Origin of the sequence: Cellulosimicrobium cellulans (assembly GCF_016921195.1) — a bacterium.
Taxonomy (GTDB): Bacteria; Actinomycetota; Actinomycetes; order Actinomycetales; family Cellulomonadaceae; genus Cellulosimicrobium; species Cellulosimicrobium cellulans_F.
Genome location: NZ_JAFGYF010000009.1, coordinates 55166 through 77193, shown reverse-complemented (window position 1 = coordinate 77193; position 22028 = coordinate 55166). Strand labels below are relative to the sequence as shown.

Here is a 22028-nt window from a genome sequence, read left to right as displayed (position 1 = left end):
CCGACACAGGAAGCGAGTCCCCCATGAAGCGACTTCGCGCGGCGCTCCTCGCCGCCGTCGTGGGCGCGACCGCGATCATCGCCCCGATCGCGATCGCCCCCAGCGCCTCGGCGCACGGCTGGATCACGTCCCCCCCGAGCCGGCAGGACCAGTGCGCCACCGGCGCCACGTCCTTCGACTGCGGCGGCCTCAAGTACGAGCCGCAGTCCGTCGAGGCGCCCAAGGGCTCGATGAAGTGCTCCGGCGGCAGCGGCTACACGATCCTCGACGACGAGTCGAAGCCCTGGCCGCGCACGACCACCGGCCGCGACGTGACCTTCCAGTGGAAGCTCACCGCCAACCACGCGACGAGCGTGTGGGAGTACTTCGTCGACGGCCAGCTCTTCGCGTCGTTCGACGGCGGCGGCGTGCAGCCCCCCAAGGACATCTCGCACACCCTGAAGGGCCTGCCCCTGGGCGAGCACACGATCCTCGCGCGCTGGAGCGTCGCGGACACGGTGAACGCGTTCTACAACTGCGTCGACCTCACGGTCACGGCGGACGGGACCAACCCCGGTGGCGAGAACCCTGGTGGGGAGAACCCCGGCGGTGAGAACCCCGGCGGCGGCGAGCCGGGCGAGTGCACCGACGCGGCGTGGTCGTCGACCGCGACGTACACCGGCGGGGCGAAGGTCTCGCACGACGGCAACATCTACGAGGCGAAGTGGTGGACGCTGAACAACGTCCCGGGCGCCGAGGCGTGGGGCCCGTGGAAGCTGGTCGGCGCCTGCTGACCCGCTGAACCCCCGCGACGGCGGGTGTCCTCGTCCTCCGGGCGAGGCACCCGCCGTCGTGCGTCCCCGGGAGCGGACGGCACGCCGGGTACGAGGAAGCACGTACGGGCTTCGCCCGATTGTCCGCACTCCTCACGTTTCGTAGCGTCGAACGTGCCCGATCCGAGAGCGGCCCGCGACGAAGCGCGCCGCAGGACCCATGCAGCACCGGATGGAGAGCGAGACATCTCATGCGAAGACTGAGAGCGGTACTCCTGGCGGCCGTCGTCGGCGCGGTCGCGATCATCGCCCCCGTGGCGATCGCGCCCAGCGCGAGCGCGCACGGCTGGATCACGTCCCCGCCGAGCCGGCAGGACCACTGCGCGAAGGGCACCACGTCGTTCGACTGCGGCAGCATCAAGTACGAGCCGCAGTCCGTCGAGGCCCCCAAGGGCTCGATGCAGTGTTCCGGCGGGAGCGGCTTCAGCATCCTCGACGACAACAGCAAGCCGTGGCCGCGCACGCAGACCGGCACGTCGGTGACGTTCCAGTGGAACCTCACCGCGGCGCACAACACCAGCACGTGGGAGTACTTCGTCGACGGCGTGCTGTTCAAGACGTTCAACCAGGGCGGCGCACAGCCCCCGAGCAACATCTCCCACACGCTGACCGGCCTGCCCGAGGGCAACCACACGATCCTCGCGCGCTGGAACGTGTCGAACACCGTGAACGCGTTCTACAACTGCGTCGACCTGAAGATCGGCAGCGGTGGCACCGACCCGGGCGACCCGGACCCCGAGCCCACCGACCCCGAGCCCGGCGAGTGCACCGCCCCCGCCTGGTCCGCCGGCTCGGTCTACCTCGGCGGCGCGAACGTCTCCCACGACGGCCGCAACTACCAGGCCAAGTGGTGGACCACCGGCGAGAACCCGGCCCAGAGCGGCCAGTGGGGCGTCTGGAAGGACCTCGGCCCCTGCTGACCTGACCCACCGAACGCTGCGTCAGCGGCCGACGGATGCGTCCCCGAACGCATCCGTCGGCCGCTGACGCATCTCTCGCTCCCGGCTCGGTTCGGCCCACCTCCGGCCGTCTGCGCCGACCACAGGACCGCTCTGTCCACAGGGCTTCCGTGCAGTCCCGTCATCGCCGCGGCGGCGCTGCCATCGTTCCGCTCGTGACCGCATCAGAGCCGCTCCCGCGCACCGTCCTCGCCGCCGAGGTCCCGCGCCCTCAGATCCTCGCCGCGCTCGACGCGGGCACCGCGTTCCGGCTCCGCCGCGGTGCCTACCTCCTCGGTGCCGACCCGCGCCGGCACCTGCCCGCAGCCCGAGCGGAGCGTCGGATCGCCGAGGCCCGGATCCAGGCCGTCGCGCACCAGCTCGTGGGCAGCTTCTGCTTTTACGGGCCCACCGCGGCGCTCGTCTGGGGGCTGCCCCTCTGGCGCGCACCGGCGCAGGTGCACGTGGTGCAGCGCAACGTGCCGGGCCGTGGCGGGGCGTCCGACCTGGTCCGCCATCGCGTCGCGGTCGTGCCCGAAGACCTCACCGAGGTCTCCGGTCTGCCCGTGACCACGCTCGAGCGCACCGTGCTCGACTGCGCGAGGGTCCTCCCGGCGCGAGACGGGCTCGTCGTCGCCGACGCGGCGCTACGACGAGGAGCAGACCCCGAGGAGCTGAGACGCAGGTCGCGCGAAGCACGCAGCCGTGGCGCGGTGCGGGCCCGGGCGGTGCTCGCCGTCGCCGATGCCGGGGCAGAGAGTCCCGGGGAGTCGGTCACGCGGTACGCGATCCTGCGCCACGGCCTCCCGGCGCCCCGGACGCAGCTCGTCGTCGCCACGCGCCTCGGCGCGTTCCGGGCCGACATGGGGTGGGACGAGTGGCGGCTCCTCGTCGAGTTCGACGGGTTCGTCAAGTACGGCGAGCTCGCCGGCGGCGACCCGGCGAGAGTCCTCTACCGGGAGAAGCGTCGGCAGGAGGCGATCGAGGAGGAGGGCTGGCGGATCCTGCGGGTCACCACACCTGACCTGCGCAGCGAGCAGCAGGTCGCCGACCGCGTCCGGCGGATGGTCCCCGCCCTGAGGACGGCGCCCCAGGTCGCGCGCCCCGGTCTGCACTGAGGGTGACAGTCGAGTGCTGCGTCTGCGTTCGAGCGCTGCGTCCGTGAACGCATCGTTCGGGCGCAGACGCAGCGCTCGGTGTACCGGGGTCAGCCGCGGCCCCGGAGACGGTCGAGGTCGCGACGCTCGCGCTTCGTCGGGCGCCCGGCGCCGCGGTCGCGGACGGCGACGCGGACGGTGAGCTCCCGGGGCGGCGGGGGCGGGCTCTGGTCGAGGACGGCCTCCGCGGCGAGCGCCGCCGAGACGCGCTTGACCAGCACCTTGCGGACCACGAGGATCCGCTCCGCCGGGCCGCCGCGCACGACGACGCGGTCACCGACCTTGACGCTCGTCGCGGGCTTCGCGCGCTCGCCGTTGACCCGCACGTGGCCGGCCTTGACCGCCGCGGTCGCCTGCGAGCGGCTCTTGAACACCCGGACGCCCCAGAGCCAGCTGTCGACGCGCGCGCTCGTCGCTTCCGCCATCGCCATCCCTCGAGCCTAACGACCGGCGTCCGCACGACGGCGTCTGCGGCGCCACGACCCGTGCAGCACCGCTTCCGCGTGCGAACCGGCTCGCACCGTGCCACCGTGAAGACAGGCATACGGGGCAGTTGGACTGTATGACCGTTTCGTCCCCCCAGAGAACGGAGACAGGGATGAGCTTCATCGGGTGGATCCTCATCGGCCTCATCATGGGCGCGATCGCACGCGCCATCCTGCCGGGCAAGGCAGCCGGGGGCTGGATCGTCACGCTGATCGTGGGCGTGCTCGGAGCCCTCCTCGGCGGGTGGATCGGCGGCGCGCTGTTCGGCGCGGACGCCAACGACGAGTTCTTCTCGCTCACCACGTGGTTCTGGGCCTTCGTCGGCTCGCTGCTCGTGCTGCTCATCTGGGGCGCCATCTCGCGCCGCTCCGCGCGCAAGTAGGCGTCGCACGACCGCCTCGACCGGAGGCCTCCACGGCCCGGGCTCCTGCGGGAGCCCGGGTCGTCGTCGTGCCGGGCGACGACGCCCGGGCCGGCACCGCGCCGGGCGGCGAGCGAAATCCGTGGACAAGCCCGGCCCGCGCGGCGACGCTGGACGGCATGAGCAGCGTCGCCCGCACCGCCCCCGAGGTGTCCGTCCCGCCGGGGTACGCGCTCGTCGAGGCCCCGCACCCCTCGTCGCTCGACGCCCCCGACGCGTGGGCGTACCACGCCGTCGCCGACCTCGAGCGCGAGCACGAGCTCGAGGTGCACGGCTACGACGACCTCGCGCTCCGGCCTCGGGACGTGCTCTCGGGCATGGACCACCAGGAGTACGCGGCCAAGCGCCGCTTCGTCGTCGTGCGCTCCCCGGCTGCGCGCGCCCTGCTCGCCGACGGCGTCCCGCCCTCGGTGCCCGACGTCGTCGCTCACCTGGTCGTGATCCACCCCACCACGAGCAACGAGCACCTGAGCGAGACCTTCGCCGTCGTGCGTGCGACGGAGCGCGGGCGCGGCATCGGGACGGCGCTGCTCACGCTCGCCGAGCGCCTCGCCGTGGACGCCGGCCGTACCGTGCTCCTCGCGAACACCTCGCACGGCGACGAGCCGCCGCCCGGCCCGCGCGCGCTCGACGCCACGACCGGCGCCGGCCGCGTCCCCGCCGACGCCCCCGGCCCGCGCTTCCTCGGCGCCCGCGGGTACGCCCTGGAGCAGGTCGAACGCCACTCGGTGCTGGACCTCCCGGTGGTCCCCGAGACTCTCGGCGCCCACCGCGCCGACGCCCGGGAGCACGCCGGCGCCGACTACCGGGTGCACACCTGGACCGACGAGGTCCCCGACGCCTGGCTCGACCAGGTGGCCGTGCTCTTCACCCGCATGAGCACCGACCCGCCCACCGGAGGCGTCGAGTACGGCGAGGACCCGTGGGACGTGCGCCGCGTGCGCACGTGGGTCGGCGAGCAGGCCGAGAAGCGGAACGGCCTCCTCCTGAGCGCCGCGGAGCACGTGCCCACCGGCACGCTCGCCGCGTTCACCGTCTTCCTGCACCCGCGCGACCGCGACGACGTCGCGTTCCAGGAGGACACCCTCGTGCTCCGTGAGCACCGCGGACGGCGCCTCGGGATGCTCGTCAAGGTGGCCAACCTCGACGCGCTCGCCCGCGAGCGCCCCAGGACCCGACGCGTCCACACGTGGAACGCGCAGGAGAACGACCACATGCTCGCGATCAACGTCGCTCTCGGGTTCCGGCCCGCGGGCGTGTGGGCCGCGTGGCAGCGCAGGACGACACCCGAGGACGGCGAGTGACCGCACCGCAGGCGGGACCCGCCACCACCGCCGCGCGTGACGTGCGCGTGCGCATCGAGCCCGTCCCGGGGAGCCTCGACGCACCGGGCTCCTGGGCCGTCGACGGGACGGTCCGGGTGGGCGTCGCGATCGACCGCGCGATCTACGGACACACGGACCTCGCGCTGGACGCGGCGACCGTCGCGGGCACCGTGGCGAGCGCCGGCTACCGCCGCGTGCTGCGCTGGGTCGCGGTGCTCGACGACGCCCCGCACGGCGCGGTGCCCCGGCCCGAGGACGTCGTCGGGCGGTCCATGGTGGCGCTCCCGCAGCGTGGCAACACGCACGTGGCGGTCGTCTACGTGGGCGTGGACCCCGCGCACCGGCGCCGCGGCGTCGGCTCCGCGCTGTGGGACGCGGCGCTGGAGGTCGCGCGCGCGGAAGGTCGGCGCGTGGTCCTGTCGGACTCGTCCTTCGCGCCGGAGCCGCCGCCCGGGCCGGGCGCGCTGGAGGCCCCGACGGGCAGCGGCCGCGTCCCGGCGCACGACGACGCGACCGCCTTCGCGCTGCACCGCGGCTTCACGCTCGAGCAGGTCGTGCGCCACTCGGTGCTCGACCTCCCGGTCGCGCCCGCGGTGCTCGACCCGCTGCGCGCGGCTGCGACGGAGCGGGCCGACGGCTACCGCGTGCACGTGTGGACGGACGAGGTCCCCGAGAAGTGGATCGACCAGTTCGCGCTGCTCGAGACGCGCATGAGCACGGACGCCCCGAGCGGGGGCCTCGACCTCGAGGAGGACCCGTGGGACGCCCAGCGCGTCCGGACGGCGTCCCGGGAGATCCACGACCGCGGCCAGGGTTACGTCATCGCCGCGGCGGAGGACGCGGCGTCGGGCACGCTCGCGGCGTTCTCGATGGTGGCGTACCCGCACGACCGGCCCGAGGTCGTGTTCCAGGAGGACACGCTCGTGCTCCGCGAGCACCGTGGCCGCAGCCTCGGGATGCTCGTCAAGATCGCCGTGCTCGACGAGCTCGCGCGGGCGCGGCCGTCGTCGCGCCGGGTCCACACGTGGAACGCGCAGGAGAACGGGCACATGCTCGCGATCAACGTCGCGCTCGGCTTCGCGCCCGCGAGCGTCGACGCCGAGTGGCAGCTCGAGCTCGACGCGGCACCCGCCGGAGAGCCCGGACAGCAACCCGGCGCGACCCCCTGACCCCGGAGGCCGCCGCGACGTCGGCCGCTCAGCGGATGCCGTCGAGGAAGCGGATCACCCGCTCGGTGACGAGCGCGGCGGCCTCCGGCTCGTACGACGACAGGCTCGGGTCGGTGAACAGGTGCCGGTCGCCGGGGTAGACGAACAGCTCGGCGTCGGGCGTGGAGTCCACGAGCTCACGCGCGGCGTCGAGGTCGCCCTCCCCCGCGAACGACGGGTCGGCGTCCATGCCGTGCACCTGCACGGGGACGGCGTCGGGCCAGGCCTCGCCGAACTCCGAGACCGGTACGCAGGCCTCGAGCAGCACCGCGCCCTTCGCGCCGGCGCGCGTCTGGGCGAGCATTTGCGCGGGCAGGACACCGAGCGAGATCCCCGCATAGACGACGCTCGCGTCGTAGCCGTCGGCGACGGCCCGTCCCCGCTCCAGGACGGTGCCGAAGCCCAGCTCCTGCACGTGCGCCATGCCCTCGTCGAGGGTCGCGAACGTGCGCCCCTCGAACAGGTCGGGCGTGTGCACGACGTTCCCCGCGCCCCGCAGCGCCTCGGCGATCGTGCGCACGCCGTCCGTCAGCCCCTGCACGTGGTGGAACAGCACTACCTCAGCCATCGGTCCTCCCTCGGACTCGGACGCCCGCGAGCGGCGGGCGTGGTGGGCGCCGGTGGACGCGCCGAGCCCATCGTGGCCCCGGCCACCCACGCGCGCTCCCGGGGGTCACGTCGGCGTAGGCCCGCCCGTCGGCGCGGCGAACAGGTGGTCGAGCAGCCGATCGGCCACGGCGAGCGCCTGCCCCGCCTCCAGGTGGCCGGCCACGACCGACTGCGTGAGGCCCGCGAGGGTCGCGAGCACGAGCTCGGCGTCCCGGCCCGTCCCCACGTCTCGCTCGCCACGCCCCGTGGGGGTGGCGCCGCGCGCCCGGTCGAGCTGGGCGGCGACGACGTCGACGAGCGCGCGGGGCGCAGGCAGCAGCGCCTCCCGTGCCGCGGCGTCCCGGGTCAGCGCGGCGGCATGGAACGCGGCGAGCACGACGGCGTCCTCCCGTCGCTGGGCGTCGAGCGGCAGGAGCCCCGCCACGACCCCCCGCAGCACGTCGCGCGGCGGAGGGGGCGGCCCGGGTGCGGGCCCGCCGGTGCCGAAGCGGGCGGCGGAGGCGTCGATCACCGCCCGGTGCGTCGCGGCGAGGAGTCCCTCCTTGTTGCCGAAGTAGTACTGGACCAGGCGTACCGACACGCCGGCCTCGGCCGCGACCGCCTGGAACGTGGCGGCGTCGAGCCCCTCCCGTCCGATGACGCGGCGCGCCGCGTCGGTGATCTGCTCGCGCCGTTCCGCGTGGTCAACCAGCCGCGGCATCCCTGCTCCCCTCCGGCGCTCCCGGTCCGGCCCGGCTCCGCCACCCGCTTGATGATATGCCCGTACCACCATTATGGTACGGGCATATCACTACGTCGAGGAGCCCACCATGACCACCTCCCTCGGGGCGTTCCGGGACGACGCCGCACGGCGCGCCTACGAGCGCGCGTACGTGAAGCTGGCCACCCGCTGGCCGCTCCCGTCCACCGAGACCGAGGTGGGCACGGCGTTCGGGACCACCCACGTCCGCACGTCCGGCACCGGGGAGCGGACCCCGCTCGTGCTGCTGCACGGTCTTCTCGGCACCGGCCTCAGCTGGCACGCCGTCGTCGCACGCCTGGCCGAGGACCGCGTCGTCCACGCACCCGACGTCGTCGGGACCGCCGGGCGGAGCGTGCAGACCGCCCCGCTGACCCGGCCGACCGACTACGGCGCGTGGGGCGAGCAGCTGCTCGACGGGCTCGGTCTCGAGCGCGCGCACGTCCTGGGCTACTCGGAGGGCGCCTGGTTCGCCGCCCTCCTCGGGGGACGTGCCCCGGAACGGCTGGCGAGCCTCACCCTCGGCGAGGGGATCACGACCCTCGTCAAGCCGTCGCCGAGGGTGCTCGCGCGCATGGTCACCACCTCGCTGTGGCCCACCGAGCGGCGGTTCGCCCGTCTCGACGCGTGGCTCAGCCCCGGCGCGGAGCCCACCGCCGAGGACCGGGCGCTCGCGCGCGCGGCGATGCGCTTCCGCCGTCGTACGCCCTGGCCGAGCCCGCTCGACGATGCGGGCCTCGCGGCGATCACGACCCCCACGCTCGCGTTCTTCGGCGCCGAGACCCGGCTCGGCGACCCGCGGGCGGCGGCTCGGCGCGTGCTCGACCACGTGCCGGACGCGGAGGTCGAGCTCGTCGCGGGTGGAGGGCACGGCGTCCTGTGGCAGCTGCCGGAGCACGTCCTGCCGGTCGTCCAGGGGTTCCTCCGCCGTCACGACGCCGCCTGAGCACCCTCGCCCGCACCACGCCACCCGGCGCCAGGGACCGACGGGGCCGTTCGTCAGGCCACCGGACCATCGACCGCGGGACGGTCGAGGTGGGCGAGCGCCGACGGCGGTCAGTAGTTTGGGGTCATGACCTCGCAGCCCGTGCCGCCGCCGATCGACCCCACCTCCACCCCGTCCTGGACCGCGCTGACCGTGCACCGCGACACCGTGGAGCCGGACCTGCGCACCTGGTTCGCGGCCGACCCGGACCGCGCCCGGCGCCTCACGCACCAGGCCGCCGACCTCACGGTCGACCTGTCGAAGAACCTCGTCACGGACGAGACGCTCGAGCTGCTCGTGCGCCTCGCCGAGGAGGTCCGCCTCGACGACCGCCTCGAGGCGATGTTCACGGGCGAGCACATCAACGTCACGGAGGACCGCGCCGTCCTGCACACCGCCCTGCGCCGACCGACCCCGCTCGGCGACGACGAGCACCTCGTCGTCGACGGCCAGGACGTCGACGCGGACGTTCACGCCGAGCTCGCCAAGGTCTACGCGTTCGCGGACAAGGTCCGCTCGGGCGAGTGGACGGGCGTCACGGGCGAGCGCGTGCGCACGGTCGTGAACATCGGCATCGGCGGCTCCGACCTGGGCCCCGTCATGGCGTACGAGGCGCTGCTGCCCTACAAGCACCAGGACATCGAGGTCCGGTTCGTCTCCAACATCGACCCGACGGACGTCGCGGAGAAGACGGCGGGCCTCGACCCGCGCACGACGCTGTTCATCGTCGCGTCGAAGACGTTCGGCACGCTCGAGACCCTGACCAACGCGCGCCTCGCGCGCGACTGGCTGTGGACGGAGCTCGCGGCGGTCGGCGCGCTCGAGGACACGGACGAGTCGCGGCAGGCCGCCGTCGCGCAGCACTTCGTGGCCGTCTCGACCGCGCTCGACAAGGTCGCGGCGTTCGGCATCGACCCGGCGAACGCGTTCGGGTTCTGGGACTGGGTCGGTGGGCGCTACTCCGTGGACTCGGCGATCGGGACGTCGCTCGCCATCGCGATCGGCCCGGACCGCTTCGCCGAGCTGCTCGCGGGCTTCCACGCGATCGACGAGCACGTGCGCCGCACGCCGTTCGAGCGCAACGTGCCCGTCCTCATGGCGCTGCTCAACGTGTGGTACGTCAACTTCCTCGACGCGCACACGCACGCGGTGCTGCCCTACGCGCAGTACCTGCACCGCTTCCCGGCGTACCTCCAGCAGCTCACCATGGAGTCCAACGGCAAGCGCGTGCGCTGGGACGGCTCGCCCGTGACGACGGAGACGGGGGAGATCTTCTGGGGCGAGCCCGGCACCAACGGCCAGCACGCGTTCTACCAGCTCATCCACCAGGGCACCCGGCTCATCCCGGCGGACTTCATCGCCGTCGCCAACCCGGCGCACCCGCTGACGGACGAGGTCGGCGACGGCGGCGCCGTCCAGCCGGGCGCGGACGTCCACGGGCTGTTCCTCGCGAACTTCTTCGCCCAGACCAAGGCGCTCGCGTTCGGCAAGACGGCGGACGAGGTCCGTGCGGAGGGAACGGCGGAGCACCTCGTCAGCGCCCGCACGTTCCCGGGCAACCGCCCGACGACGTCGATCCTCGCGCCCGCGCTCACGCCGTCGGTGCTGGGCCAGCTCATCGCGCTCTACGAGCACATCACGTTCGTGCAGGGCGTCGTGTGGGGCATCGACAGCTTCGACCAGTGGGGCGTCGAGCTCGGCAAGAAGCTCGCACTCGAGATCGCGCCGGCCGTCGCGGGCGACGAGGACGCGCTCGCCGCGCAGGACCCGTCCACTGCCGCCCTCATCGACCGCTACCTCGACCTGCGCAACTGACCGCACCCGCCGAACACGACAGGGGGACGTCATCCGCCGGATGACGTCCCCCATGTCGTCCTCGCGGGCGAGCAGGGTCGTCCTCTCCGGGGCTCAGGCCGCGCGGCACTCCCCCGGCTCCGACGCCGACTCCGCGGCGGGGCAGCGCAGGTGCGCCCACTGCCCGGAGCCGTACGTGTCTCGGGTCGCGTCGACGAAGATCTCGAGACCCTCGATCCCCGGGCCGACCCTGTAGTAGTTCACGATCGGGTCGCCCTCCGTCGTCGGCAGCGTGACCACGAGCTCCGCGCCCGTCGCCGCAGCGTCGTCGAGGCAGCGGTAGGCATCGTCCGGGACGGACTCCCCTTGGTCGAGCCGCAGGTCACCGCAGGAGTCGAGCGGATCCCGGTTGACGAACGCCGACGGCGGGGCCGCCTCCCCCACGACGTCGGCGCCCGGCGACGTGGAGGCGTCGTCGGCCGGCGCGGGCGTGCCTGTCGTCGCGCACCCCGCGACGACGAGGAGCCCCAGCACCGCCGGGATCACGACCGCGGCCGTCGTCGTCCTCATGCCCCCACCGTGTCGTGGTGTCGCGGGTCCTTGCATCCCGCGCGGGAGGTGACCGGGGCGGGCCGGAGACGCGAGGGCGAGGCGTACGCCCTCCCCGCGTCGGCAGGGGCTCAGTCCGCGTTCCCGGACGGCACCGTGCCCGCGACGTCCTCGTACGCGACCTCGCCCGGTGCCTCGGCGGGCGCGTAGACCAGGCGCACGACGCCCGTCGGGAACGTCTCGGAGCGCAGGAGCGTGAGCGGGTAGACCGGCTCGCCCTCGTCGAACAGGCGCTCGCCCGTGCGCGCCGCGACGGGGTGGACGAGCAGCCGCAGCTCGTCGAGCAGCCCGGCGGCGAGGAGCTGGCGGACGACCGAGATCGACCCGGCGACGAGAACCTTGCCCAGGCCTGGCTCCTCCTTGAGCGCGCGCACGGCGTCGACGAGGTCGCCGTCGACGCGCTCGACGTTCCGCCACCCGAGGTCCTGGTCGCCGCGCGTCGCGACGATCTTGCGCATGTCCCCCAGCCGTGCGGCGAACGACGCGTCCTCGCCCCCGGCGGTCTCCCGCTCGGGCCACGCGCCGACGAAGCTGTCGTACGTGACCCGCCCGAGCAGCAGCGCGTCGACGTCCTGGTAGTCCTCGTCGACGGCGGCCGCCATGTTGTCGTCGAAGTACGGGAAGTGCCAGGCCGGGTCGATCTCGGCGACGCCGTCGAGCGAGAGGAACAGGGTGGACACGAGCCTCGCGGTCATGAGGTGGCCTTCCGGTCGGGATGGTGGGGGTCGACGTTCGGGATGGACTGCGGAGCCGGCCGGAACTCATCGGGACGCAGCCCCGGGAGTCGGCTCGGCACTGGTCACGACCTCCGATCCGGTGGTAGGTTCATGATCATCCCGCAGGTTTAACGCTAAATCGCTGCGTCGACGCGGGCATCGGTGCGGATGCCCCTGAAAGCCTGCGGTGCCCCGAGCCGCCAACGAGGGCGGCTCCCGACAGGAAGCAGACACCCGGTGCGACTCATCCTCGAGCACGCTGCACCCCGTCCGACGCCGACCCGCACCATCCGGACGGCCGCGCCCCCCGGGCACGACGGTCGACGCCGTCGCCGAGCACCCCGACACCTCGCCCGCGCGCTCGCCGCGCTGACGACGAGCGCACTCGTCGCGACGCTGCTCGGCGCAGTCGTCGCACCCGCGAGCGCCGCTCCTACCCGCTACGAGGCCGAGGCCGCGGCGCTGTCCGGCGGAGCCGTCGTCGCGAGCGACCACGCCGGGTACACCGGCGCCGGCTTCGTCGGCGGCTACACCGACGGCAACAAGGGTTCGGCCACGACCACGTTCGCGGTCTCCGCCGGCTCCGCCGGGAGCCACACGCTCACGCTGCGCTACGCCAACGGCACGACCGCGCCGAAGACCCTGAGCCTCGTCGTCGACGGCGGCGCCGCGCGCCAGGTGACGCTCCCCGCGACCGCGGGCTGGGGCACCTGGGGCACGGTCTCGACGAGCGTCGAGCTGACCGCCGGGAGCCACTCCGTCGCGTACCGGTTCGGCTCGCCGGACTCCGGCAACGTCAACCTGGACCATCTCGACGTGACGCCGCCCTCTCCCGGCTCCGGAGCGAGCGCAGGACCGTTGTTCGAGGCGGAGCAGGCGGCGCTCTCCGGCGGCGCCGTCGTGTCGACCGAGCACGCCGGGTACACGGGCGCCGGCTTCGTCGCCGGCTTCACCGACGCCAACCGCGGCTCGGCGACGGTGACGTTCGCCGTCGCGACCGCGTCCGCCGGGTCGTACGACCTCGCGCTGCGGTACGCGAACGGGACCGGCTCGCCCCGCACGTTCTCGCTGCAGGTCGACGGCGGCACGGCCCAGCAGGTCGCGCTCGCCCCGACGTCGGGCTGGGCGGCCTGGGGCACCGTCACCACGCGCGTCACCCTCGCCGCGGGCAACCACACGATCTCGTACGCGTACGGCACGGCGGACGACGGCAACGCCAACCTCGACAACCTGACCGTCACGGCAGCGGGGACGGACCCCGAGGAGCCGGAGGCGCCGGCCGGCGGAGCGGGTGAGGCGGAGGCCGCCTTCCTCGCGGGTGGCGTGACGGCGTCGACGGCCGTCGCCGGCTACACCGGCGACGGGTATGCGACCGGCTTCACGACGGCGGGTGCCCGTGTCGTCCGGACCCTGGCCGCGGAGGAGGCCGGGGCGCAGACGCTCACCGTCCGCTTCGCGAACACCTCGGGGTCGACGCGGACGCTCGGCCTCGTGGTGAACGGCCGCACCGAGGGGACGGTCGCCCTGTCGTCCGGCTCCGGGTGGCGCACGGCGACCGCGGCCGTGCCGCTGCGCGCGGGCGTCAACACCGTCGCCCTGCGCGCGACGACGTCGGGCGCGGACGTCGCGGTCGACAGCCTCGTCGCGACCGGCGAGAGCGCGCTCGCGGAGCGCGGAGCCACGACCCCGTACACCCAGTACGAGGCCGAGGCGGGCTCGACGAGCGGCAGCGTCCTCGCGGCGTCGCGCACGTACGGAACCGTCCAGGCCGAGTCGAGCGGGCGCCGCGCGGTGCGGCTCGACGCGACGGGTGAGCAGGTCAGCATCACGTTGACCAAGCCCGCGAGCGGGCTCGTGCTGCGCTACTCGATCCCCGACGCCCCGGCGGGTGGCGGGCTCACCTCCTCGCTCGGGATCTACGCGAACGGCACCAAGGTCACCGACGCGACGCTCACCTCGAAGCACGCGTGGGTCTACGGCGAGTATCCGTTCCACGACGACCCCTCGCTCGGCAGCCCGCACCGCTACTACGACGAGCTCCGCGTCGCGATCGGCGACCACCCGGCCGGCACCGTCATCATGCTGCGCAAGGACACGGCGACCGTCCCGTACGTCGACGTCGACCTCGTCGAGGCGGAGGTCGTCCCCGATCCGCTCACGCCGCCCGCGGGCGCCGTGTCGATCACGACGCACGGCGCGACGTCGGGCGGTGGGGACGACACCGCCGCGATCCGGGCCGCCGTCGCCGAGGCGAGGAGCACCGGCGTTCCCGTGTGGATCCCGGCGGGGACGTTCCACGTCAACGACGCGGTCCAGGTCCAGGGCGTCACCGTGCTCGGCGCCGGACCGTGGCACTCGGTGCTCCAGGGCACCGGCTCCAAGGGTGGCTTCTACGGGACGGGCGGTGGCGTCACGATCGCCGACCTGGCGATCCTCGGGGACGCGACAGTCCGTGACGACGCGAACTCGCAGGCCGCGATCGAGGGCGACTTCGCGAGCGACACGCTGATCCAGAACGTGTGGGTCCAGCACACCAAGGTCGCGCTGTGGGTGCGACCGGGGTCGAGGGACGTGCTCGCCGTCGGGCTGCGCGTGCGCGACACGTACGCGGACGGCGTGAACTTCCGCACCGACGTGTCGAACTCGCGCGTCGTGCAGTCCACGTTCCGCAACACCGGCGACGACGCCCTCGCCATGTGGTCCGACGGCGGCCCGGTGACGAACAGCGTGTTCGCGTTCAACACCGTGCAGGCGCCGGCGCTCGCCAACGGCCTCGCGGTGTACGGCGGGACGGGCAACCGGGTCGAGGACAACGTCGTGGCGGACACGGTCAACGCCGCCGCCGGCATCGCGATCAGCACGCGCTTCGGGGTGCCGTTCAGCGGGACGACGACGGTCCAGCGCAACACGCTCGTCCGGACCGGCAGCCGTGAGCCCAACTGGCCCGCGGAGCTCGGCGCGCTGTGGATCTACGCGGACGTGCACGCGATCGACGCGCCGATCGTGGTCCGGGACGTCGAGATCGTCGACAGCACCTACGCGGGCGTGCTCATGTCCTGGCAGAAGTCGATCCAGCAGGTCAGCTTCGACCGGGTGAGCGTCACGGGCTCGGGGACCCACGGCATCGAGATCCACGCGACGGGCAGCGCGTCGTTCGCGAACACCACGGTGTCGGGTTCGGGTTCCGGCGGCTTGCTCAACGACATGGGCTTCACGCTGCACCGTGGGAGCGGCAACTCGGGCTTCTGACCCGACCCGCTCGCGATCGTGCACGCTCAACCACGACGTGGCGCGCGGCCGAGCACGACGTTGCTGTCGTCATCCGGCGGATCACGACAGCAACGTCGTGCTCGGCTGGACCGAGGTGCCAGGGGCAGGGAGGGTCAGCGGCGCAGGCCGAGCGCGAGGGTCGTGCCGACGGCGAGGTGCTCGACGACGAGGAGCACCACCGCGGCGACGGCCGCGGCGACGAGCGGCACGGACCAGCGGGGGACGCGGAGTCGGGCGTCCCGCGGGACCGGCGGCCCGTCGGCCGCGACGGACGGGCCGGGGTGGCGGGGGACGTTCGAGATGCCGTTCGAGGCGGTCGGCGTCGTGGGCATGGGACTCCTCCTTCGTCACGCGACGAGGGCCGCGTGCTCACGCGGATGGGGCCGCGGCCGGCGAGGTGCCGACGTCTCTGACGCTCGCGGCGACGCCGCGTCCTGCGCACCGGCCGGAGGGCGACGGCCGTCCCGACCCCCGCCCGTCCCCGATCCTCCCGCCGGACCTCGACCCCCGACCTTGGTCGGTGGTCGCCCGCCACGCCGCGTCCTAGCGTCCGGAGCATGACCACACCGACCGACTGCCCTCCGCTCGCCGGGCGCCCCGTCCTCGCGACGGCCGCCGCCCGCCGTGACGGGGACCGCCCGCTGGTCCCGTGGTTGGCGTTCGCCGTCGCGTGGTTCGCCGTGGCGGCGCTCACCGCGGCCGCGACGGCCGGGATCGTCGGCCAGGACGAGCCTGGCGCGCAGCCCGCGCTCGACGTCGCCGTCGGGGTCCTGGCCCTCGCGGCCCTCCCCCTGCTCTGGTCGCGGTCCCCGCGCGACGCCCCGGTGCTCGGCGCCCTGGTCCTCGCGTCGCTGTCGGCGTGCTCCGGCGCGGCGACGCCCGCCTCGACGGTGGCGACCCTGCAGGTCGCGCGCTGGTACCCGGCGCGCACGGCGGTCCCGGTCGCGGTCGCCGGCTTCCTGGGCCACGCCGTGCAGGCGCTGCGGCGGCCGCAGGCGCTCCCGCTCGGCTGGTGGCTCCTGTGCGACCTCGCGGTGCACGCGGCCCTGCTGGGCTGGGGGATGTACTGGCAGGCGCGGGCCCAGCTGATGTGGTCGCTGCGCGACCGCGCCCGGCGCGCCGAGGCCGAGCAGGAGCGCCGCGTCGCCGAGGCGCGGGTCGCGGAGCGCACGCGGATCGCCCGCGAGATGCACGACACGCTCGCCCACCGGCTCTCGCTCCTCGCCGCGACGGCCTGCGCGCTCGAGTACCGCCCCGACGCCGACCCCGCGCGGCTCGCCCGCGCGGCGGGCCTGGTCCGGGCCGCGGTGAGCTCCGCGCTCGGCGACCTGCGCGACGTCGTGCGCGTGCTGCGCGCGGACCCCGACGACGTCGAGGGCGGTGCCCCCGCGCCCCAGCCCACGCTCGACGACCTCGACCGCCTCGTCGCCGAGGCGCGCGAGGCGGGCGGCGACGTCGTCTACGAACGGTCGGGGTCGGCGGACGTGCCGCGGTCGGTCGAGGTCGCGGCGTTCCGCGTCGCGCAGGAGGGGCTGACGAACGCCCGCCGGCACGCGCCGGGCGGTCCCGTCGCCCTGCGGGTCGCCGTGCGGGCCGGCGAGGTGCGCGTCACGGTGTCCGACGGCGGCCCGCGCCTCGTGACGGTCGGCGGCGCCGTGGGAGGGGCGACCGGCGAAGGGACCGGTACCGGGCTCGTCGGGCTGCGCGAGCGCGTCGACCTGCTCGGCGGCACCCTCGACGCCGGGGCACGGGACGAGGGATTCGTGCTCGACGTCCGGCTACCGTGGGACACGTGAGCGAGCAGGGTGGACGCGGGGCGGCACGCACGTGAGCGATCGGCACGACGGAGCGGTCCGGGGCGACGCGCCGCGGACCCGGCTTGTGATCGTCGACGACGACGCGCTCGTCCGCGCGGGACTGCGGCTCATGCTCGACGGCGCGCACGGCATCGAGGTGGTGGGCGAGGCCGCGGACGGGGCCGAGGTCACGGCCGTGCTCGACGCGCACCCGACCGACGTCGTGCTCATGGACCTGCGCATGCCGCGGGTCGACGGGATCGAGGCGACCCGGCGGGTGCGGTCGCGGGCGGGCGCACCGGCCGTCGTCGTGCTCACGACGTTCGACAGCGACGAGGAGGTCGTCGGCGCCCTGCACGCCGGGGCGTCCGGCTACCTGCTCAAGGACATGCCGCCCGAGCGGATCGTGGCGGCGGTCCGCGCGGCGGCGGCCGGCGAGCCGGTGCTGTCACCGGAGATCGCGCGGCGCCTCATGACCTCGGTCGCGGACGCGGGCGGCGAGCGCGACCGCGCGCGGGCGGCGCTCGACGCGCTCACCGGGCGGGAACGGGACGTCGCCGTCGAGCTCGGCCGCGGCGCGGCGAATGCCGAGATCGCGGCAGCCCTGTTCCTCAGCGTGCCGACGGTCAAGGCGCACGTGTCGAACGTGCTGCTCAAGCTGGGCCTGGAGAACCGGACGCAGGTCGCGCTGCTCGTCCACGCGGCCGGCCTCGACTGACCGTCAGTCGCCCGGCCACTCCCCCGTCCAGCGCTCGAACGCCCGGGCCCCGCCGCGGTCGATGAGCGCCTTCACCGCGGCGAAGATCGCGCCCTGGATCAGCGCCGCGACGAGGATCTCGCGCAGCGAGTACTCCGACTCGAGCGGCTTGGGCGCGTCGGAGCGGTGCCCCGGGGTGACACGCTTGTAGACCTGCTTGAACACCTGGCCCGCGACGAGCCCACCCACGATCGAGCTGGCGAGCCCCACCGGGCGGTAGAGGATCTTCGCGGCCTTGCCGCCGGTCTTCTCCGGGGGATGAGTCCCCGCCGTCACGTCGTCGCTCATCCTTCGACGCTAGGACGGCTGCGGCTCTCTCGCCCGTCGCACGGCCGCGAGCGCCGTCGCGGAGGCGGTCAGGCCGGGACGACGGCGCACCCCGCCGGGTCGACCACGACCCGCACGCGGTCGCCCGGCCTCGGGCCCGCGTCGCCACCGGCCGCGAGCGCCACGAGCCGGGCGGGCGCGCCGCCGTCGGTCCCGGGGAGGTCGACGTCCGCCGTGACCTCGACCGCGCCGCGGCGGAACACGCTGCCGACGACCGTCGCGCCCCACGTGCCGTCCGCCGAGGCGTCCCCGGGGGCAAGGCGCAGCCCGCGCGGGCCGATCGCGAGCAGGCCCCCGGCACCACGCGGGACGAACGCCTGGTACCCGAGGAACTCGGCGACCCGACGCGAGGTCGGCGCACGCCACAGGTCCTCCGGCGGCGCGACCTGGAGCAGCAGGCCGGCGTCCATGACGGCGACGCGGTCGGCGACGGTGAACGCCTCGTCGTGGTCGTGGGTGACGAAGACGGCCGTCGTCCCGGTGGCCCGCAGAGCGTCGCGCAGGTCGAGCGCGAGGCGCTCGCGCAGCCCCCGGTCGAGCGCGGACAACGGCTCGTCGAGCAGGAGCAGCCGGGGCCGCGGCGCGAGCGACCGCGCGAGCGCGACGCGCTGGCGCTCTCCCCCGCTGAGCGTCGCGACGGCGCGGCGCTCGTACCCGGCGAGCCCGACGACGTCGAGCAGCTCGGCCACGCGCGCGTCACGCTCGGCGCGGGGCAGGCCCGCGATGCCGTAGGCGACGTTCCCCGCGACGTCACGGTGCGGGAAGAGCTGGCCCTCCTGGAACATGAGCCCGAAGCCGCGCCGGTGCACCGGGACGCCCGCGAGGTCGCGCCCGTCCCACGCGACCGAGCCCGACGCGACGGGCTCGAGCCCCGCGACGGCGCGCAGCAGGCTCGACTTACCGCACCCGCTCGGCCCGAGCAGGGCGAGCACCTCGCCGGGTGCGACGTCGAGCGTGACGCCCGCGACCGCCGTCGTGCCGGGGTCCGTGCGCGCTCCCCCGGCGCCGCGCCCGCCGTACCGCACGACGACGTCGCGCACCGCGAGCCCGGTGCCCTCCCCGGTGCCGGGGCGCGACTGCTCCGGCATGCCCGTGCGCGCGGGGGCGGAATCGGTCTGCACCATCAGAACTCTCCTCCGGGTCGGTCGCCGCGCAACCGCTCGGCGAGCAGCATGACGGTCGCGGTCAGCAGCGCGAGGACGACGCTCGCCGCGAGCGCCATGCCGTAGTTCTCGGCCCCCGGGCGCCCGATGAGCCGGAAGATCACGACCGGCAGCGTCGCACTGTCCGGGCGGGCGAGGAACGACGTCGCACCGAACTCCCCGAGCGAGACCGCGAACGCGAACCCGACCGCGAGGCCGAGCGACCGCGCAGCGATGGGCCCGTCGACGCTGCGGAACACGCGGCCGGGGCCGGCGCCGAGGGTCGCGGCGGCCTCGCGCAGGCGCGGGTCGATCGCGCGCAGCGTCGGCAGGACCGTGCGCACGACGAGCGGGATCGCGACGACCGCCTGCGCGATCGGCACGAGCAGGTCGGACGTGCGCAGGTCGACGTCGAGGCCGAGCGGCCGGTCGAGCGTGAGGAGGAACCCGAAGCCGACCGTCACGGCGGAGACCCCGAGCGGGAGCATGAAGACGGAGTCGAGCACGGAGATCGCGCGCCGCCCGCCGCGGGACCTCGGCCGGCGCGACACGACGAGCGCGACGAGCCCGCCGATCACGACGGCGAGCACGGTCGCGAGCGCGGCGGTCCGCAACGAGTTGCCCGCCGCCTCCCACACGGTGACGGACAGCGCGTTGCGCCCGCCCGTGGTGCCGAGGTTCGCGTAGTTGTCGAGCCCCCAGGCGCCGCCCGGGACGCGGAACGAGCGCACGACGAGCGTGCCGAGCGGCAGCCCGACGAGCACGACGACCACGGCCGCCGTGAGCGCCGCCGGGGCGAGGTCGCCCGTCGGGCGGCCGTCGCGCCACAGGCGCAGCGGGTGCGCGGACGACGCCGACGACGACAGGTTCAGGGCGCGCTCGCGCCGGGCCCGCGTGCGGTTCGCCACCGTGAGCGCCGCCGCGACGACCACGAGCTGCACGACCGACAGCACCGCGGCCGTGCGCAGGTCGAGGAACTGCGTGGTCTGGATCCAGATCTCCGTCTCGATCGTCCCGTAGCGGATGCCGCCGAGCACGAGCACGACGCCGAACGCCGTCGCGCAGAAGAGGAAGACGATCGACGCGGCGCTCGCGATCGCGGGCGTCAGCGCCGGGAGCGTCACCGTGCGGAACGCACGCCACGGCGTCGCGCCGAGGGCGCGCGCCGCCTGCTCGGCGCGCGGGTCGAGGTGCTCCCACAGCCCACCGACCGTGCGCACGACGACCGAGTAGTTGAAGAACACGAGCGCGACGACGATCGCCGCGAACGTCTCGTCGAGCCGCAGGAACCCGAGCGGGCCGCTCTGGACGAGCAGCGACCGGAACGCGACGCCGACGACGACGGTCGGCAGCACGAACGGCACCGTGACGAGCGCGCGCACGACCCGCCGCCCGGGGAACCGGCACCGGTACAGCACGTACGCGCCGGGCACGCCGAGCAGCAGCGACAGCGCCGTGCCGAGCACGGCCTGCCAGAGCGTGAGCGCGACGATCCGCCACGTGCGGGGCTCGGAGAACACCTCCGCGAACCCCGAGAGGTCGAGGGCGCCGTCGTCCCCGACGAACCCGCGCGCCACGAGCGTGACCACCGGCCACGCGAAGAACACCCCGAGGAACACCAGCGGCACCGCCGCCGCGATCCCCCACAGCACCCCGCGCCCGACGCCGCCTCGCCAGGTCGCCCGGCCCCTCACCACGGCTCTACCTCGCGCGACCACGGTTCTACCCCGCGCGACCACGGTTCTACCCCGCGCGACCACGGTTCTACCTCGCGAGGTAGAGGCGTGGTCATGCCCGCCAGCGGACCGGCGACGGGCGTCAGTCGACGACCGTCGCCGTCCATGCCTTGATCCACTCGTCGCGATGCGCCGCGATGTCGGCGGGCGCGACCTCGAAGGGCTCGTCGGCGAGCGGCGCGAACTCGGCCCAACCGTCGGGCAGCGCGACGGAGTCGTCGGCGGGGTACATGTACATCTGCTCGGGCACGTCGGCCTGGAACGCCTCGCTCACGAGGAAGTCGAGGAGCTGCTGCGCGCCCTCGGGGTTCTTCGCGTTCGCGAGCACGCCCGCGTACTCGACCTGGCGGAAGCACGTGTCGAGCAGCGCGCCGGTCGTGGACGCCGAGCCGTCCTCGGTGAGCGTGAACGCGGGCGACGTCGAGTACGACAGCACGAGCGGGCGCGGCCCGGCACCCTCGGAGCCGGAGAAGTCGACGTAGTACGCGTCCGACCAGCCGTCGACGACCTTCACGCCGTTGGCGCGCAGGTCGGCCCAGTAGTCCTCGAAGCCGTCCTCGCCGAACGCCCCGACGGTCGCGAGGAGGAACGCGAGGCCCGGGGACGACGTCGCGGGGTTGGTCACGACGAGGAGGTCCCGGTACTCCGGCTTCGCCAGGTCCTCGAGCGTGACGGGCTCGGGGATCCCCGCGTCGGCGAACCACGCGTGGTCGACGTTGACGCACACGTCGCCGAGGTCGACCGCGGTGAGCTCGTCGCCGTCGCCGACGGCGTACGAGGCCGCCGAGTCGGACAGGTCCTCGGGCGTGTAGGGCGCGAGCACACCCTCGTCGATCGCGCGCGACGCGAACGTGTTGTCGATCCCGAACACCACGTCGCCCAGCGGCGAGTCCTTCGTGAGGATCAGCTGGTTGACGAGCGCACCACCGTCTCCGGGCGCGACCTGCTCGACGGTGAGCCCGCTCTGCTTCTCGAACGCGGCGAGGACCTCGTCGCTCACGGCGAAGGAGTCGTGGGTGACCAGCGTGACCGTGCCCCCGGCGTCCGACGACGCGTCGTCGCCCCCCGAGCCTGACGTCGTGTCGCCGCCGCCGCACGCGGCGAGCGCGAGGAGGGCGAGGGTCGTCCCCGCGCCGGTGGCGAGGGACCGGGCCCGGTGGGTGCGGGCGGTCGTGCGCTGCATGTGTCCTCCCAGGACGTT

General features: G+C 74.5%; 21 protein-coding genes. 11 read left to right on the top strand and 10 right to left on the bottom strand.

The features are described 5' to 3' along the window. Positions 1 to 23 precede the first annotated feature (23 nt). From JN535_RS16695 to JN535_RS16685, 3 genes are all read left to right on the top strand, one after another. Positions 24 to 773 (top strand): lytic polysaccharide monooxygenase, encoded by a 750-nt coding sequence (locus JN535_RS16695; protein WP_205206786.1) that lies wholly within the window; start codon positions 24 to 26, stop codon positions 771 to 773. Positions 774 to 1003: 230 nt separating this feature from the next. After that, positions 1004 to 1732: a lytic polysaccharide monooxygenase gene (locus JN535_RS16690; RefSeq protein ID WP_205206784.1), complete on the top strand. Its 729-nt coding sequence runs from the start codon at positions 1004 to 1006 to the stop codon at positions 1730 to 1732. Between the two features lie 194 nt (positions 1733 to 1926). Beyond that, positions 1927 to 2868 (top strand): hypothetical protein, encoded by a 942-nt coding sequence (locus JN535_RS16685; RefSeq protein ID WP_205206782.1) that lies wholly within the window; start codon positions 1927 to 1929, stop codon positions 2866 to 2868. Between the two features lie 89 nt (positions 2869 to 2957). On the opposite strand, the gene JN535_RS16680 is transcribed toward JN535_RS16685, so the two are convergent. Next, positions 2958 to 3332 (bottom strand): RNA-binding S4 domain-containing protein, encoded by a 375-nt coding sequence (locus JN535_RS16680; RefSeq protein WP_205206886.1) that lies wholly within the window; start codon positions 3330 to 3332, stop codon positions 2958 to 2960. A 173-nt stretch (positions 3333 to 3505) separates the two neighbouring features. Here JN535_RS16680 and JN535_RS16675 point away from each other — a divergent pair, with 173 nt between their 5' ends. From JN535_RS16675 to JN535_RS16665, 3 genes are all read left to right on the top strand, one after another. Then, positions 3506 to 3775 carry a GlsB/YeaQ/YmgE family stress response membrane protein gene (locus JN535_RS16675; RefSeq protein ID WP_141388991.1) on the top strand — a complete coding sequence of 90 codons (270 nt, stop codon included), beginning with the start codon at positions 3506 to 3508 and terminating at the stop codon, positions 3773 to 3775. Positions 3776 to 3933: 158 nt separating this feature from the next. Beyond that, the gene (locus tag JN535_RS16670; RefSeq protein WP_205206780.1) at positions 3934 to 5118 is read left to right on the top strand and encodes a GNAT family N-acetyltransferase; all 1185 of its coding nucleotides are present in this window, start codon (positions 3934 to 3936) and stop codon (positions 5116 to 5118) included. Further along, positions 5115 to 6308 carry a GNAT family N-acetyltransferase gene (locus tag JN535_RS16665; RefSeq protein ID WP_205206778.1) on the top strand — a complete coding sequence of 398 codons (1194 nt, stop codon included), beginning with the start codon at positions 5115 to 5117 and terminating at the stop codon, positions 6306 to 6308. The genes JN535_RS16670 and JN535_RS16665 overlap by 4 nt, the downstream gene beginning before the upstream one ends. A gap of 28 nt (positions 6309 to 6336) precedes the next feature. Here the strand turns inward: JN535_RS16665 and JN535_RS16660 are convergent, their stop codons facing one another. Together JN535_RS16660 and JN535_RS16655 are read right to left on the bottom strand one after the other, a co-directional pair. Beyond that, a complete protein-coding gene (locus JN535_RS16660; RefSeq protein ID WP_205206776.1) occupies positions 6337 to 6915 on the bottom strand; it encodes a dienelactone hydrolase family protein in 579 nt (192 codons plus the stop codon). 105 nt (positions 6916 to 7020) lie between these two features. Next, positions 7021 to 7656 carry a TetR/AcrR family transcriptional regulator gene (locus tag JN535_RS16655; protein ID WP_205206774.1) on the bottom strand — a complete coding sequence of 212 codons (636 nt, stop codon included), beginning with the start codon at positions 7654 to 7656 and terminating at the stop codon, positions 7021 to 7023. Between the two features lie 109 nt (positions 7657 to 7765). Between JN535_RS16655 and JN535_RS16650 the strand changes: the two genes are divergently transcribed. Together JN535_RS16650 and pgi are read left to right on the top strand one after the other, a co-directional pair. Continuing rightward, positions 7766 to 8641 (top strand): alpha/beta fold hydrolase, encoded by an 876-nt coding sequence (locus tag JN535_RS16650; protein ID WP_205206772.1) that lies wholly within the window; start codon positions 7766 to 7768, stop codon positions 8639 to 8641. A gap of 126 nt (positions 8642 to 8767) precedes the next feature. Then, a complete protein-coding gene (gene pgi, locus JN535_RS16645) occupies positions 8768 to 10495 on the top strand; it encodes a glucose-6-phosphate isomerase (RefSeq protein ID WP_205206770.1) in 1728 nt (575 codons plus the stop codon). A gap of 93 nt (positions 10496 to 10588) precedes the next feature. On the opposite strand, the gene JN535_RS16640 is transcribed toward pgi, so the two are convergent. Both JN535_RS16640 and JN535_RS16635 read right to left on the bottom strand, forming a co-directional pair. After that, positions 10589 to 11044 (bottom strand): hypothetical protein, encoded by a 456-nt coding sequence (locus JN535_RS16640; protein WP_205206768.1) that lies wholly within the window; start codon positions 11042 to 11044, stop codon positions 10589 to 10591. A 110-nt stretch (positions 11045 to 11154) separates the two neighbouring features. Next, positions 11155 to 11778: a dihydrofolate reductase family protein gene (locus tag JN535_RS16635; RefSeq protein ID WP_205206766.1), complete on the bottom strand. Its 624-nt coding sequence runs from the start codon at positions 11776 to 11778 to the stop codon at positions 11155 to 11157. A 258-nt stretch (positions 11779 to 12036) separates the two neighbouring features. Between JN535_RS16635 and JN535_RS16630 the strand changes: the two genes are divergently transcribed. Then, the gene (locus JN535_RS16630) at positions 12037 to 15048 is read left to right on the top strand and encodes a CBM35 domain-containing protein (RefSeq protein ID WP_205206764.1); all 3012 of its coding nucleotides are present in this window, start codon (positions 12037 to 12039) and stop codon (positions 15046 to 15048) included. Positions 15049 to 15182: 134 nt separating this feature from the next. On the opposite strand, the gene JN535_RS16625 is transcribed toward JN535_RS16630, so the two are convergent. Further along, positions 15183 to 15401 carry a hypothetical protein gene (locus JN535_RS16625; protein ID WP_205206762.1) on the bottom strand — a complete coding sequence of 73 codons (219 nt, stop codon included), beginning with the start codon at positions 15399 to 15401 and terminating at the stop codon, positions 15183 to 15185. Between the two features lie 225 nt (positions 15402 to 15626). Here JN535_RS16625 and JN535_RS16620 point away from each other — a divergent pair, with 225 nt between their 5' ends. Then, positions 15627 to 16865: a sensor histidine kinase gene (locus JN535_RS16620; protein ID WP_205206761.1), complete on the top strand. Its 1239-nt coding sequence runs from the start codon at positions 15627 to 15629 to the stop codon at positions 16863 to 16865. A gap of 85 nt (positions 16866 to 16950) precedes the next feature. Beyond that, positions 16951 to 17583, top strand: a complete 633-nt coding sequence (locus JN535_RS16615; protein ID WP_205206759.1) for a response regulator transcription factor — start codon at positions 16951 to 16953, stop codon at positions 17581 to 17583. Positions 17584 to 17586: 3 nt separating this feature from the next. Here JN535_RS16615 and JN535_RS16610 read toward each other — a convergent pair whose 3' ends face one another. From JN535_RS16610 to JN535_RS16595, 4 genes are all read right to left on the bottom strand, one after another. Further along, the gene (locus tag JN535_RS16610) at positions 17587 to 17910 is read right to left on the bottom strand and encodes a DUF4235 domain-containing protein (RefSeq protein ID WP_205206757.1); all 324 of its coding nucleotides are present in this window, start codon (positions 17908 to 17910) and stop codon (positions 17587 to 17589) included. 68 nt (positions 17911 to 17978) lie between these two features. Next, the gene (locus JN535_RS16605; RefSeq protein ID WP_445082671.1) at positions 17979 to 19073 is read right to left on the bottom strand and encodes an ABC transporter ATP-binding protein; all 1095 of its coding nucleotides are present in this window, start codon (positions 19071 to 19073) and stop codon (positions 17979 to 17981) included. Further along, a complete protein-coding gene (locus tag JN535_RS16600; RefSeq protein ID WP_307868852.1) occupies positions 19073 to 20788 on the bottom strand; it encodes an ABC transporter permease in 1716 nt (571 codons plus the stop codon). The genes JN535_RS16605 and JN535_RS16600 overlap by 1 nt, the downstream gene beginning before the upstream one ends. A gap of 121 nt (positions 20789 to 20909) precedes the next feature. After that, positions 20910 to 22010, bottom strand: coding sequence for a thiamine ABC transporter substrate-binding protein (locus JN535_RS16595; RefSeq protein WP_205206753.1), 1101 nt, complete (start codon positions 22008 to 22010; stop codon positions 20910 to 20912). Between the last annotated feature and the right edge of the window lie 18 nt (positions 22011 to 22028).

Bases quoted from the DNA above. Each gene is read 5' to 3' on its own strand.
- JN535_RS16695 (WP_205206786.1), top strand. From the start codon at position 24: ATGAAGCGACTTCGCGCGGCGCTCCTCGCCGCCGTCGTGGGCGCGACC.
- JN535_RS16690 (WP_205206784.1), top strand. From the start codon at position 1,004: ATGCGAAGACTGAGAGCGGTACTCCTGGCGGCCGTCGTCGGCGCGGTC.
- JN535_RS16680 (WP_205206886.1), bottom strand. From the start codon at position 3,332: ATGGCGGAAGCGACGAGCGCGCGCGTCGACAGCTGGCTCTGGGGCGTC.
- JN535_RS16675 (WP_141388991.1), top strand. From the start codon at position 3,506: ATGAGCTTCATCGGGTGGATCCTCATCGGCCTCATCATGGGCGCGATC.
- JN535_RS16670 (WP_205206780.1), top strand. From the start codon at position 3,934: ATGAGCAGCGTCGCCCGCACCGCCCCCGAGGTGTCCGTCCCGCCGGGG.
- JN535_RS16660 (WP_205206776.1), bottom strand. From the start codon at position 6,915: ATGGCTGAGGTAGTGCTGTTCCACCACGTGCAGGGGCTGACGGACGGC.
- JN535_RS16655 (WP_205206774.1), bottom strand. From the start codon at position 7,656: ATGCCGCGGCTGGTTGACCACGCGGAACGGCGCGAGCAGATCACCGAC.
- JN535_RS16650 (WP_205206772.1), top strand. From the start codon at position 7,766: ATGACCACCTCCCTCGGGGCGTTCCGGGACGACGCCGCACGGCGCGCC.
- pgi (WP_205206770.1), top strand. From the start codon at position 8,768: ATGACCTCGCAGCCCGTGCCGCCGCCGATCGACCCCACCTCCACCCCG.
- JN535_RS16640 (WP_205206768.1), bottom strand. From the start codon at position 11,044: ATGAGGACGACGACGGCCGCGGTCGTGATCCCGGCGGTGCTGGGGCTC.
- JN535_RS16635 (WP_205206766.1), bottom strand. From the start codon at position 11,778: ATGACCGCGAGGCTCGTGTCCACCCTGTTCCTCTCGCTCGACGGCGTC.
- JN535_RS16625 (WP_205206762.1), bottom strand. From the start codon at position 15,401: ATGCCCACGACGCCGACCGCCTCGAACGGCATCTCGAACGTCCCCCGC.
- JN535_RS16620 (WP_205206761.1), top strand. From the start codon at position 15,627: ATGACCACACCGACCGACTGCCCTCCGCTCGCCGGGCGCCCCGTCCTC.
- JN535_RS16610 (WP_205206757.1), bottom strand. From the start codon at position 17,910: ATGAGCGACGACGTGACGGCGGGGACTCATCCCCCGGAGAAGACCGGC.
- JN535_RS16605 (WP_445082671.1), bottom strand. From the start codon at position 19,073: ATGGTGCAGACCGATTCCGCCCCCGCGCGCACGGGCATGCCGGAGCAG.
- JN535_RS16595 (WP_205206753.1), bottom strand. From the start codon at position 22,010: ATGCAGCGCACGACCGCCCGCACCCACCGGGCCCGGTCCCTCGCCACC.